The organism is Halomonas sp. OfavH-34-E (assembly GCF_024124525.1).
Taxonomy (GTDB): domain Bacteria; phylum Pseudomonadota; class Gammaproteobacteria; order Pseudomonadales; family Halomonadaceae; genus Halomonas; species Halomonas litopenaei.
The window spans coordinates 1-12500 of sequence record NZ_JAMXRY010000080.1 but is presented as its reverse complement, the minus strand read 5'-3'; the positions used below and the strand labels follow the sequence as shown (position 1 = coordinate 12500).

General features: G+C 64.9%; 12 protein-coding genes. 11 read left to right on the top strand and 1 reads right to left on the bottom strand.

All coding sequences use genetic code 11. From position 1 onward, the window contains the following. A partial coding sequence (locus NH448_RS22245; protein ID WP_290442933.1) for a helicase C-terminal domain-containing protein occupies positions 1-923 on the top strand: 923 nt, incomplete at its 5' end. Positions 924-1104: 181 nt separating this feature from the next. Here the strand turns inward: NH448_RS22245 and NH448_RS22240 are convergent. Further along, positions 1105-2178 carry a 3-deoxy-7-phosphoheptulonate synthase gene (locus NH448_RS22240; RefSeq protein WP_045993477.1) on the bottom strand — a complete coding sequence of 358 codons (1074 nt, stop codon included), beginning with the start codon at positions 2176-2178 and terminating at the stop codon, positions 1105-1107. A 301-nt stretch (positions 2179-2479) separates the two neighbouring features. Between NH448_RS22240 and rpoE the strand changes: the two genes are divergently transcribed. The 10 genes from rpoE to recO all read left to right on the top strand — a co-directional run. Further along, positions 2480-3082 (top strand): RNA polymerase sigma factor RpoE, encoded by a 603-nt coding sequence (rpoE, locus tag NH448_RS22235; RefSeq protein ID WP_108132698.1) that lies wholly within the window; start codon positions 2480-2482, stop codon positions 3080-3082. Between the two features lie 276 nt (positions 3083-3358). After that, positions 3359-4099, top strand: a complete 741-nt coding sequence (locus NH448_RS22230) for a sigma-E factor negative regulatory protein (protein WP_253029485.1) — start codon at positions 3359-3361, stop codon at positions 4097-4099. A gap of 91 nt (positions 4100-4190) precedes the next feature. After that, positions 4191-5294, top strand: a complete 1104-nt coding sequence (locus tag NH448_RS22225; RefSeq protein ID WP_181248640.1) for a MucB/RseB C-terminal domain-containing protein — start codon at positions 4191-4193, stop codon at positions 5292-5294. Further along, entirely contained in the window at positions 5291-5716 is a 426-nt protein-coding gene (locus NH448_RS22220) for a SoxR reducing system RseC family protein (protein ID WP_253029484.1), read from the top strand. The genes NH448_RS22225 and NH448_RS22220 overlap by 4 nt, the downstream gene beginning before the upstream one ends. Positions 5717-5911: 195 nt before the next feature. Then, positions 5912-7333, top strand: a complete 1422-nt coding sequence (locus tag NH448_RS22215; RefSeq protein ID WP_253029483.1) for a DegQ family serine endoprotease — start codon at positions 5912-5914, stop codon at positions 7331-7333. 206 nt (positions 7334-7539) lie between these two features. Continuing rightward, complete coding sequence (lepA, locus tag NH448_RS22210; RefSeq protein ID WP_045993482.1) at positions 7540-9357, top strand: translation elongation factor 4; 1818 nt, start codon at positions 7540-7542, stop codon at positions 9355-9357. A gap of 93 nt (positions 9358-9450) precedes the next feature. Then, entirely contained in the window at positions 9451-10254 is an 804-nt protein-coding gene (lepB, locus tag NH448_RS22205) for a signal peptidase I (RefSeq protein WP_253029482.1), read from the top strand. A 57-nt stretch (positions 10255-10311) separates the two neighbouring features. Beyond that, positions 10312-11001 carry a ribonuclease III gene (gene rnc, locus NH448_RS22200; RefSeq protein ID WP_045993484.1) on the top strand — a complete coding sequence of 230 codons (690 nt, stop codon included), beginning with the start codon at positions 10312-10314 and terminating at the stop codon, positions 10999-11001. Next, complete coding sequence (gene era, locus NH448_RS22195; protein ID WP_045993485.1) at positions 10998-11897, top strand: GTPase Era; 900 nt, start codon at positions 10998-11000, stop codon at positions 11895-11897. Before rnc ends, era begins: the two co-directional genes overlap by 4 nt. 79 nt (positions 11898-11976) lie before the next feature. Next, the coding region (gene recO / locus NH448_RS22190) for a DNA repair protein RecO (protein ID WP_253029481.1) at positions 11977-12500 on the top strand (524 nt) is incomplete at its 3' end.

The following is a 12500-nucleotide window of genomic DNA, read 5'->3' as shown; positions in this document are numbered from 1 at the left end:
TGGCGCTGCTGCACGGCCGGGCGCTGGAGGCCCACGCCCTGTGGCAGGCCTTCGCCGAGGGCGATCCGGCGGACGCGCCGCCGCGGGCGCGCTGGCTGACCCTGGAGCGCTTCCAGGGCGAGCCCGAGCTGATCTTCTCGGCCAGTCCGGTATCCGCAGCCCATACCCTGGCGCGTTCGTTGTGGGGGCGCTGTCACGGCGCTGTGGTGACCTCGGCCACCCTGACCGCCCTGGGCCGTTTCGAGCGCCTGCAGGAGAGGGCGGGGCTGGCCAACCGCTATCGCTACCAGCGTCTGCCGAGTCCCTTCGACTATTCCCGAGCGGTGCTCAGCGTGCCCCGGGAGGCGGTGGACCCCGCCGACCGTGACGGCCACGAGCGGGCCATCGTCGACTTCGTCGAGGCTCTCGACGACAAGGAAGCTGTGCTGGTGCTGTTCTCGTCCCGGGCCCAGCTGCGCGGGGTGGAGAAGGCCCTGTCGCGGGAGCGTCGAGAGCGAGTGCTGGCCCAGGACCGTCTGCCCAAGCGCGAGCTGGTCAGCCGCCATCGCCAGCGTATCGACGCAGGCGATGGCAGCATCCTGTTCGGTCTGGCGAGCTTCGCGGAGGGCATCGACCTGCCCGGCGACTACCTGACCCATGTGGTGATTACGCGGCTGCCGTTCGCCGTGCCGGACGACCCGGTGGGAGCGACGTTGGCGGAATGGATCGAGAGCCAGGGCGGCAACCCGTTCATGCGCATCAGCGTGCCGGATGCCTCGATCAAGCTGGTCCAGGCCTGTGGTCGGTTGATCCGCAAGGAGGCCGACCGTGGCCGCATCACCTTGCTGGATCGCCGCGTGCTGACTCGCCGCTACGGCCGCGCGCTGCTCGACGCATTACCGCCCTTCGTGCGCGAGATCGACGGCGTAAGCCAGGCCGGCTGAGGGAAGCCGCGCCTCGCGAGCAGGCGTGATACACCGGCCAAAAACAAGGAGCCCGCCAACTTGGCGGGCTCCTTGCTGTCGTGGGCGTTGCTTCTGCAGGCGTCGCTGGCGCTGGGGATGATGGCGCCGCTGGCGCCTGGCGTCGGGGCCTTTCAGCCCCTTGCCCCGCACCAGGGGCGAATCAATTCACCCGCTTTGCCAGCTCCGGCGCGAGGCGTTCGTTCATGCTGCGGAAGGCCTCCACGGTGGTGTCCCAGTCGATGCAGGCGTCGGTCACGGAGACTCCGTAGGCCATTTCGCTCAGGTCCTCGGTGATCTTCTGGTTGCCCCAGCCGATATTGGACTCGACCATCAGGCCGATGATCGAACGGTTGCCGTCGAGAATCTGGTGGGTGACGTTGTCGAGCACCAGCGGCTGCAGGGCGGCGTCCTTGTTGGAGTTGGCGTGGGAGCAGTCGATCATGATGTTGGGCTTGACCCCGGCCTTCTTCAGCTCCTGCTCGGCCAGCGCTACGCTCACGCTGTCGTAGTTCGGCTTGCCGTTGCCCCCGCGCAGCACGACGTGGGCGTAGGCGTTGCCGCGGGTGCGGATGATCGCCACCTGGCCCTGCTGGTCGATGCCCAGGAAGTTGTGCGGGTGAGCGACCGACTGCAGCGCATTGACGGCCACGTCGAGGCTGCCGTCGGTGCCGTTCTTGAAGCCCACCGGGCATGACAGGCCGGAGGACATCTCGCGGTGGGTCTGGGACTCGGTGGTGCGGGCGCCGATGGCCGACCAGCTGATGCAGTCCTGCAGATACTGGGGCGAGATCGGGTCGAGTGCCTCGGTGGCCAGCGGCAGGCCCAGCTCGGAGAGCTCCACCAGCAGGCGACGGGCGATGTGCAGGCCTTCCTCGATCTCGAAGGAGCCGTTCAGGTGGGGGTCGTTGATCAGACCCTTCCAGCCCACGGTGGTGCGCGGCTTCTCGAAGTAGACGCGCATCACGATGTACAGGCTGTCCTTCACCTCGTCGGCAAGGCGGCGCAGGCGACGAGCGTAGTCCAGCGCGGCGTCCACATCGTGGATCGAGCAGGGGCCCACCACCATCAGCAGCCTGGGATCGGTGCCGTCGAGGATGTTCTGCACGGTCTTGCGGCCCTCGATCACCGTGGCCTCGGCCTCGGGAGAAAGAGGAATTTCCTGCTTCAACTGCTCAGGAGTGACGAGAACATCCTGGGCCAGGACGTTGAGGTTGTTCACCTGCTTGTCGGACATGAGGTCTACCTGTGTGTATCGTGTCAGCGCTGACGTTTCTGCGTGGCTCTACTATCCCTTGAGGGAGGGGTAAATTCAATCGCCTGAGGGAACCTTGTCGCGCACCCGATGTCGGAGCGGCGTCGAGAGATGCACTCAGAGAACGCTTGATGCGAGCCAAGGAAACAGGAACACTTGTGCCTTTTATCATGACGAGACCCATGACCTATACATCGCCGACAGGCGAAAGGTGGCACCCTGTTGCCAAGGGCCAGACCGAGGGTCCGGCGTCGTCAGCCCGACATCGTCGGGGAGGAGAGACATGACGCCCAAGGAAACGGACCAGCAGCTGGTGGCGCGCGCGCAGAAGGGCGATACCCGAGCCTTTGACCTTCTGGTCAAGAAGTACCAGCACAAGATTCTGGGCCTGATCGGTCGCTATATCAGCGACCATGCCGAGGTGCAGGACGTGGCTCAGGAAGCCTTCATCAAGGCTTACCGGGCGCTTGGCAAGTTTCGCGCCGAGAGCGCCTTCTATACCTGGATGTACCGCATCGCCATCAACACCGCCAAGAATCATCTGGTGTCCCGCGGGCGTCGTCCGCCGGGCAGCGATCTGGATATCAATGACGCCGAGATCGTCGACATGAGTGGCCGGCTGGCCGATATCGAGACACCGGAGGCGTCCATCGCCAGGGACCAGCTCGAGGCGGCGGTATTCGAGGCGATCGAAAATCTTCCCGATGACCTGCGCACCGCCATCACCCTGCGCGAGCTCGATGGTCTTTCCTATGAAGACATCGCCCAGATCATGCAGTGCCCGGTGGGTACCGTGCGCTCGCGCATCTTTCGCGCCAGGGAGGCGGTGGATCAACATATTCAGCCGCTGATGACGACCTCGCGAAACGCCGAGTCACTTCCCTGATTCGCTATCGTGAGCCTGCGAGCTGGTCGTGGGCGCAGTGGTGAGGCAGGGCGACCCATTTTGTTGCCGAATTCCCCATTTTTTTCAAATTGGGATGAACTGTTCGCCAGATTGGGCGTCTTACCCAGTGACCGGCCCGATGCAACAATCAACGACGGTCGTCACCTGGCGCTCGAGCCGGTGGCGAGTAACCGAGAATCGGTGGCGGAACCTGGCGCATCTCCGGTGGTCTATGGAGCTGGAGGCGCGACGCTTCGTCGAAATGAGGTGTGGAGAATGAGTCTGAACGCACGGGAATCGCTTTCAGCCCTGATGGACAATGAAGGTGACGAGCTGGAATTGCGTCGAGTGCTGAAGTCGCTCGAGAGCGACCAGGACAGCGCCGAGAGCTGGCGTCGTTACCATTTGATGCGTGCCGCGCTGCGCCGCGAGACCGATAGTGACCCCTCGGTGGATCTGTCCGCCGGTATCCTGGCTCGCCTCGAGGATGAGCCTGCGCCGCAGATGGAGGCTGCCGCCGACGGCGCGGTCGCCAAGCGCGGCGGAATGGGGCTCGCACGCGGTGCCGGTATTGCCGCGGCGGTCTCGTTGATGGTGATCAGCGGGGTTCAGTTCTACAACGGCGCCTTCGATGGCTCCATCGACGGTTCCGGTGCCGGTGTGGCCAGCAGCGGGGCTGCGGGTGGCGTAAGCGGCGGCGTAAATAGCGGCGCAGCACAGACGGCGTCCGCCGTGCCAGGTGCAGAGCTTGCCAGCGTAGCGGCGTCTCGGCCTTCGCTGATGGATCTGCCGATGTTTCAGTCCGGCACAGGCTCCAGCAATGGCCTGATGACCGTCGGCGCCCAGGTGGCCTCGCCGATGATGCTGTCGCCATCTGCCCAGCAGTCGCGGGTCAGTGACCAGGCGCAGGCCCAGTTGTTGCAGTCGTACCTCGATCGTCATGCCCAGGGGGCGGCCTTCAGCAGTGCCGACAACTGGATGCCGATGCTGCGCAGCACCCCGGCGGAAGCCCGTTGAGGTGATCGATCTGGCATCGAGATAGCAATGATCTGCTCGGCCCTGAGGGGCCGAGCGCATTCTCAGCAGTGCCTGTCAGGACATGATTTCTATGCCACATCAGGGGTCGCTTGCAGCGTTGGCCGGCTGGCTGACGCTTTCCCTTGTCTGTCTTTCTCTTCCCGCCCAGGCCGTTGCCGACCCTGGTGTCGACGCCGTAACGGCGGACGCCGAGGCCTCGGCTGACTCGGTAGCTGACCCGAATAGTATCCAGAGCGTCTACGACTGCAGCGCCTTGACCGCCTTGTCACCCCCCGAGTCTCCGGGAGACTGGTTCGAGCGCAGTGTCTGGGCTTCCCATTGCTACCAGTATCAGGCGCGCGCCGTTCGCATCGTCGATGAGGAGGTGGTGACGCTGTCGGTGGCCCGCGACATCCAGCAGGGTGTCGAGCGCGATCGCCTCCACTTCCTCGATGGCCCCAGTCGCTCGCTGCTGCGAGAGGGGGGCGCCTTTCGCTTCGAACTCGGTGATAGCCAGGGGGCGGCGCCGGCCTCTCCCCAGGCGCTGGTCGAGCACCTGTCACGCTTCTATCGGCTGCGCTTCGACGGCGAGGAGCGAATCGCCAATCGTCACGCGATCCGTCTGGAACTGTTGCCGCTTGACGCCATGCGCTACGGCTATCGCATCTGGCTCGACCGCGAGACGGCCATTCCCTTGAAGCGCACCCTGATCGACGAGCGGGGCCAGGTGCTGGATACCTTCCAATTGGTGGCGATGACGCCGCCGGAACGCTACGACGGCAAGGTGGAGCTGCGCCGGCCGCCGTCCTCGGCCAGGCTCGACTGGCGCGCAGGCTGGCTGCCTCGCGGCTTTGTTGCCCAGCCGTTGATGGCGATGGCATCCGACAGCGATGGGCCTCGCCGCCACAAGTTGTACAGCGATGGCCTGTCGACCATCAGCCTGTTCGTCGAACCGGTAGCGGGTTCACGGGTACTAAGGCCGGGTGTCCATCGACTGGGCGCCAGTCACGCCGCGGTGCGCCGAGTGCAGCGTGAAGGCCAGTTGCTTCAGGTGGTGGCGGTAGGCGAATTACCCCCCAGCGTGCTGGTCAAGGTGGCCGAAACCCTTGAGCTGGCCGAGGGGCAGCCGCAGGGTGTGAGCGATGGTGCGCGCCCTGAGGCAGCGAGCAACGTCCACCAGGAAGCGTCGTCATGAGCACCGACTGCGCGACCGCAGAGGCGCGAGTGGTGGGTTGGACGACCGCCGGGGTCAGGGTAGCGCTGGCGGCAACCGGCGGCTGCGGGCGCTGCGCTGCTCGGGGCGGCTGCGGGGCACGTTGGCTGCTGCGCAGGAGCGACGATCGGCGTGAGCTCGAGATCGATACCGAGCAGCGTCCCGCCATCGGGCAGACGGTGACCCTTGCCCTGTCCCGGACGAGCCTGGTGCGCGCCAGCGTGCTGGTCTACGGCCTGCCGCTGTGGCTGGCGCTGGGGGCGACCCTTGCCGCCAACGTCCAGTCGCCGGATCACTGGTCGCTGCCGCTGGTGTTTATCGCGGGCCTGGCCCTTGGCGGCGTGGTGCTGCGTCGGCATCTGCGCCGCCGCGCCGAAGCGTATCGGCCCACCTTGGTGCCGTAGCCCCGTTGTGATAGCTCTGTTGTGATAGCCCTGTTGTGATGGCCCTTTGCCCGAACACTTCACGGGCCTTTGGCGCGTTATTTTGCCCGCTAATGACTGAACCTTTTGGCGGCGTGACGGTACTACAAGAAGCGACCCTCGAGGTTGCGTCAAATGCACTCTGAGTCCTATCTGAGTCTTACGCAGGAGCCTTGCATGAAGCCAATGACTCGCACCCTGTCCATGTGGATGACGCTGGTGGTGGGAATGGTTGTCGCCCAATCCAGCCTGGCCAGGGATCTTCCTGATTTTACCGAGCTGGTCGAAGAGGCCGCCCCCGGCGTGGTCAACATCTCGACGACCCGGGTCACCGAGGGCTACTCCACGCCCTTCGGCGATTTCGGTGGCCAGGAAATCCCCGACATCTTCCGTCATTTCTTCGGTGATCGCTTCCCGGTGCCGCCCGGCGGAGGCGGTGGTCGCACCGAGGAACGTCAGTCGCTGGGTTCCGGCTTCGTCATCGACGCCGACGGCTACATCATGACCAACGCCCACGTGGTGGAGGGCGCCGACGAGATCATGGTGCGCCTCAATGACCGTCGTGACCTCAAGGCCGAGCTGGTCGGGGCCGACGAGAAGACCGACGTGGCGGTACTGAAGGTCGATGCCAGCGACCTGCCGACGCTATCCCTGGGTGACTCCGACGACCTCAAGGTGGGGGAGTGGGTGGCCGCCATCGGTTCGCCGTTCGGCTTCGATCACTCGGTCACCGCAGGCATCATCTCGGCGATCAACCGCACCCTGCCGCGTGACGCCTATGTGCCCTTCATCCAGACCGACGTGGCGATCAACCCGGGTAACTCCGGTGGACCGCTGTTCAACCTCGACGGCGAGGTGATCGGCATCAACTCCCAGATCTTCACCCGTAGCGGTGGCTTCATGGGGCTGTCCTTCGCCATTCCGATCAATGTCGCCATGGACATCGCCGACCAGTTGCGAAGCGAAGGTCACGTCACCCGGGGCTGGCTCGGTGTGATGATTCAGCCGGTGTCCAAGGACCTGGCCGAGTCGTTCGGCATGGACCGCCCCGAGGGTGCCCTGATCGCCGACGTCGATCCCGACGGGCCGGCGGCGCGTGACGGCGTCCAGGCCGGTGACATCGTGCTCGCGGTCAATGGCGAGACGGTGGAGCGCTCCAGCAACCTGCCGCGGTTGATCGGTCGTGTCGCCCCGGATAGCGAGGTCGAGTTGACCGTGCTGCGTGCCGGGGATCGCAAGACCCTCAGCGTCACCGTTGGCGACTGGCCCGAGGAGCTGGCCGGTGGCAGCGGTCAGTCGTCCGGCAGCGCGTCGCCGGCACGCCTGGGTCTGGCGGTGCAGTCGCTGTCCGACGCCGAGCGTGACAAGTACGGCATCGACGCCGGCGTGCGGGTCAGCGACGTCGACCCGCGTGGCGTGGCGGCGGCTTCCGGTATCCGGCGTGGCGATATCATCGTCAGCGTCAACCAAGTCGCGGTGGAAAGCGGTCGCCAGCTGAGCCAACTGGTGCGTGAGTTGCCTGTCGATCAGGCGGTGCCGGTTCGTCTGTACCGTGACGGCCGCTCGTTGTTCGTGGCGCTGCGCCTGGCCGACGACTGAGGCGCGTCCCGCTGACCGACGACGCCCGAGGGCCGCCATGGCCCTCGGGCGTTGTCGTCCTGTGATATCGAATCGAGCCGCCGCAACGGCTTGGGATGCGCGGGGCAGGGGATGCCGGTACAATAGCGCCAACTTTTTTTTCCGCGTCATCGGGGCAGGGCGAGCCTGTCGCTGTCCGGTGCGTTCTCAAGATGGAATCATCCTGCATGTCTGATCCTGATAACCGCAAGGTAATCAATAATATACGTAACTTCTCGATCATCGCTCACATCGACCATGGCAAGTCCACCCTGGCCGATCGCCTGATCCAGAGTTGCGGTGGCCTGTCAGAGCGCGAGCTCAAGGATCAGGTGCTGGACTCCATGGATCTGGAACGCGAGCGCGGCATCACCATCAAGGCCCAGTCGGTGACGCTGGACTACCACGCCAACGATGGTGAGACCTACCAGCTCAACTTCATCGATACCCCGGGGCACGTCGACTTCTCCTACGAGGTGTCGCGCTCGCTGTATGCCTGCGAGGGCGCACTGCTGGTCGTGGACGCCGCCCAGGGTGTCGAGGCCCAGTCGGTGGCCAACTGCTACACCGCCATCGAGCAGGGTCTCGAGGTGTTGCCGGTGCTCAACAAGATGGACCTGCCCCAGGCCGACCCCGACAAGGTCGCCCACGAAGTCGAGGAGATCATCGGTCTCGACGCCACCGACGCCTGTCAGGTGTCGGCCAAGAGCGGTCTGGGCATCGATGCGCTGCTCGAGCGGCTGGTGCGCGATATTCCGCCGCCCAAGGGCGACCCCGAAAAGCCGCTGCAGGCGCTGATCATCGACTCCTGGTTCGACAACTACCTGGGCGTGGTATCGCTGGTACGGATCTTCGACGGCGTGCTCAAGAAGGGCGACAAGATTCGCATCCTGTCCACCGGACGTGATTGGCAGGCCAACGAGGTCGGCATCTTCACCCCGCTGCGCAAGGAGACCGACATCCTGCGCGCCGGTGAAGTGGGCTTCGTGGTGGCCGGTATCAAGGACATTCAGGGGGCTCCGGTGGGGGATACCATCTCCCACGCCAAGACGCCGGACGTCAAGCGGCTGCCGGGCTTCCAGAAGGTCAAGCCCCAGGTCTACGCTGGCATGTTCCCGGTCAGCGCCGACGACTACGAAGACTTCCGCGACGCGCTCGAGAAGCTGGCGCTCAACGACGCTTCGCTGGACTACGAGCCGGAAAACTCCGACGCCCTGGGCTTCGGTTTCCGCGTCGGCTTCCTCGGCACCCTGCACATGGAGATCGTGCAGGAGCGTCTGGAACGCGAGTACGACCTGGACCTTTTGACCACCGCGCCGACGGTGGTCTACGAACTGGCGATGAAGAACGGTGACGTCAGCTACGTCTCCAACCCGTCCAAGCTGCCGGACATGGCCGACGTCGAGGAGATGCGCGAGCCCATCGTGCGCGCCAGCATCCTGGTGCCCCAGGAATTCGTCGGCAACGTCATCAGCGAGTGCGAGCTGCGTCGCGGCACCCAGAAGGACATGCTGTTCCTGGGTAGCCAGATCCAGCTGACCTACGAATTGCCGATGAGCGAAGTCGTCATGGACTTCTTCGACCGGCTCAAGTCCATCTCCAAGGGCTATGCTTCGCTCGAGTACAACTTCGAGCGCTTCGAGGCGGCCAAGCTGGTACGCCTCGACGTGCTGATCAACGGCGACCGGGTCGATGCCCTGGCGGTGATCATCCATCGCGATCACGCCCACAGCCGTGGTCGTGTGCTGGTCGAGAAGATGAAAGAGCTGATCCCGCGTCAGATGTTCGACGTGGCGATCCAGGCCGCCATCGGTGGCCAGGTCGTGGCCCGTTCCACGGTCAAGGCGCTGCGCAAGAACGTGACCGCCAAGTGCTACGGCGGCGACATGACCCGCAAGAAGAAGCTGCTCGAGAAGCAGAAGGCCGGCAAGAAGCGCATGAAGCAGGTCGGTCGCGTGGAGATCCCTCAGGACGCCTTCCTCGCCGTGCTCAAGGTGAACGACTGATGCCCCAGCGGCGGTCGATCCGTCCCGGTGTGACGCCGGGACGGCTTGCCCCTCCCTCAGATACCGACTTACAAGCCACCTGGAAACACTGATATGGACTTCTCCCTGCTGCTGGTGATCGCGGTCGCCGTCACCGGTCTGATCTGGCTGCTCGACCTGGTCTGGTGGCGCCCCCGGCGTCAAGCCGTCACCGCAGCTGCCGAAACCGGCACCACCGAAGGCGTGGATCTGTCCGCTCGGGAGGTTTCGCGCAAGGACCCCTGGCCGGTCGACTACGCCAAGTCGTTCTTTCCGGTGCTGCTGGTGGTGCTGGTGCTCAGAAGCTTCGTGGTGGAGCCGTTTCAGATTCCGTCAGGCTCCATGCGTCCGACGCTGGAGGTCGGGGATTTCATCCTGGTCAACAAGTTCACCTATGGCCTGAGGCTGCCGGTGGCCAACACCAAGATCCTCGATCTGAACGAGCCGGAGCGGGGTGACGTCATGGTCTTCCGCTATCCCCAGGACCCGGCGGTGAATTTCATCAAGCGCGTGGTGGCGCTGCCCGGCGATACCCTGCGCTACGTCGACAAACAGCTCTACGTCAACGGCGAGCCGGTGCCCAAGACGCTGCTCGACGACGCTCCGGAGAGCGCGCCAGGTGAGCTGCTGTTCTCCGAGCAATTGGGCGAACATCAGCATCAGATCTACAATAATCCCCGCGATCGCGGCCCGCTGGTCCACGACGTCGTGGTGCCCGAGGGCATGTACTTCGCCATGGGCGACAACCGGGACCACTCCAATGACAGCCGCTACTGGGGCTTTATCCCGGAAGCCAACATCGTCGGCAAGGCCTTCGCGGTATGGATGCATTGGGACGGTGGACTGCCGAGCTTTTCCAGCGTGAGGACGATCCCGTGATCGCTTCAACGCCGCTTGGTTCTTCCATCGCCAGCACAAAGAGTTAACAGGAGCGTCGTGAGCAATTCCCTGACCCCCTTCAGTCGCCGCATCGGCCATGAATTCCAGGACGCGAGTCTGCTGGAACTGGCCATGACCCACCGCAGCTTCGGTGGGCGCAACAACGAACGCCTCGAGTTTCTGGGTGACTCGATCGTCAACTTTGTCATCGCCGAGGCGCTGTTCGAGCGCTTTCCCGAGGCCCGTGAAGGCCAGCTTTCGCGCCTGAGGGCGCGCCTGGTCAAGGGCCAGACCCTGGCGGAGCTGGCCCGGGAGATGCGCTTTGGCGAATGCCTGCGCCTGGGTTCCGGCGAGATGAAAAGTGGCGGCCATCGGCGTGAATCGATCCTCGCCGACGCCGTCGAGGCGGTGATCGGTGCCATCTACCTGGACGCCGGCATGGACGCGGTACGCACGCGGGTGCTGGCCTGGTTCGAGGAGCGCCTGGCGCGCATCGACCTCAAGCAGTCCCAGAAGGACCCCAAGACCCGCCTGCAGGAGTTTCTGCAGTCCCGGCAGGCACCGCTGCCTCGCTACGAGGTGACCTCGGTGGAAGGCGAGGCCCACGCCCAGACCTTTACCGTGGAGTGCCACGTCGAGATGCTCGACGAACACACCGTCGGCACCGGCGCCAGCCGCCGCCACGCCGAACAGATGGCCGCCGAAAGCGCCCTGCAACGCCTCGATCCCAAGGGAGTCAGCGCATGAGTCAGACCTGTGGATTCGTGGCCATTGTCGGCCGTCCCAACGTCGGCAAGTCCACCCTGATGAACCGTATTCTCGGACAGAAGATCTCGATCACCTCGCGGCGGCCGCAGACCACCCGCCACCAGGTGCTGGGGATCAAGACCGAAGGCGACGCTCAGGCCATCTTCGTCGACACCCCGGGTATCCATATCCTCGGCAAGGACCGCAACAAGGCGATCAACCGCTTCATGAACCAGGCGGCGGTGCAGGCCCTGCGGGACGTGGACTGCGTGGTCTTTCTGGTCGACCGCACCCGCTGGACCGAGGAGGACCAGATCGTGCTGGACCGCCTGGCCAACGTCGAGGCGCCGGTGATCCTGGCGGTCAACAAGGTGGACCGCCTGCAGGACAAGGCCACCCTGCTGCCGTGGTTGGCCGAGCTCGGCAACAAGCGCGAGTTCGCCGCGGTGGTGCCGATCGCCGCCCAGCACGGCACCAATGTGCCGGAGCTCGAGGCCGAGATCGACAAGCACCTGCCCGAGGGTATCCACTTCTTCCCGGAAGATCAGGTCACCGACAAGAGCATGCGTTTTCTGGCTGCCGAAATGGTACGCGAGAAGGTCATGCGCCAGCTCGGCGACGAGCTGCCTTATCAGATGACCGTCGAGATCGAGGAGTTTCGTGACGAGGCCCGGGTGGTGCACATCAGCGCGCTGATCCTGGTCGAACGTCAGGGCCAGAAGAAGATCCTGATCGGCGACAGCGGCGATCGCATCAAGAAGATCGGCCGCGAGGCACGCCTGGATATGGAGCGGGCGCTGGACAAGAAGGTTATGCTCAACCTGTGGGTCAAGGTCAAGCGTGGCTGGTCCGACGACGAACGCGCCCTCAAGAGCCTCGGCTACGACCTCGACTGAGCCGTTCCCCCGCGCCCCGGCAGGATCATCGACGACGATGGTCCTGTTGTGATCCTGTTGCCCCGACGTCGGGATCCCCATGCAGCCCCAGCCCGCCTTTCTGCTCCACAAGCGTCCCTACCGCGAGACCAGTGCATTGGTCGAACTGCTGACCTTGGACCACGGGCGTGTGCGCGCCGTGGCCCAGGGCGTGCAGCGTCCCGGTAGTCGCTCGCGCAGTCAGATGCAGCCGTTCGCGCCCCTGCACCTGACCTGGCAGGGCGATCGCGAGCTCAAGCGGCTGCGATTGATCGAGTCCCGTGGCCCGGCGGCGATGCTCGCCGGCGAGGGGCTGCTGTGCGGTCTCTACGCCAACGAATTGCTGACCCGCCTGCTGCCGGTGGAGTTGCCGGTGGGGCAGGTGTTCGCCTTTTACACCTCGGCGCTGGACGAGTTGGCGACGCCGGCCTCCCGCGCTGCGGCCCTGCGTCGGCTCGAATTTGCGCTACTCGATGCGCTGGACGCCGCGCCGCGTTTCACCACGCCCGACGGTGGCGGCCTGGATCCCCAGCGGCGCTACCGCTTCGAGCCCGGCAGTCGGGCCTTTGTCGTCGCAGAGCGCGG

What these genes read in the sequence shown, in the direction of transcription:
- NH448_RS22240 (WP_045993477.1), bottom strand. Translation starts at nt 2,178, where the DNA reads ATGTCCGACAAGCAGGTGAACAACCTCAACGTCCTGGCCCAGGATGTT.
- rpoE (WP_108132698.1), top strand. Translation starts at nt 2,480, where the DNA reads ATGACGCCCAAGGAAACGGACCAGCAGCTGGTGGCGCGCGCGCAGAAG.
- NH448_RS22230 (WP_253029485.1), top strand. Translation starts at nt 3,359, where the DNA reads ATGAGTCTGAACGCACGGGAATCGCTTTCAGCCCTGATGGACAATGAA.
- NH448_RS22225 (WP_181248640.1), top strand. Translation starts at nt 4,191, where the DNA reads ATGCCACATCAGGGGTCGCTTGCAGCGTTGGCCGGCTGGCTGACGCTT.
- NH448_RS22220 (WP_253029484.1), top strand. Translation starts at nt 5,291, where the DNA reads ATGAGCACCGACTGCGCGACCGCAGAGGCGCGAGTGGTGGGTTGGACG.
- NH448_RS22215 (WP_253029483.1), top strand. Translation starts at nt 5,912, where the DNA reads ATGAAGCCAATGACTCGCACCCTGTCCATGTGGATGACGCTGGTGGTG.
- lepA (WP_045993482.1), top strand. Translation starts at nt 7,540, where the DNA reads ATGTCTGATCCTGATAACCGCAAGGTAATCAATAATATACGTAACTTC.
- lepB (WP_253029482.1), top strand. Translation starts at nt 9,451, where the DNA reads ATGGACTTCTCCCTGCTGCTGGTGATCGCGGTCGCCGTCACCGGTCTG.
- era (WP_045993485.1), top strand. Translation starts at nt 10,998, where the DNA reads ATGAGTCAGACCTGTGGATTCGTGGCCATTGTCGGCCGTCCCAACGTC.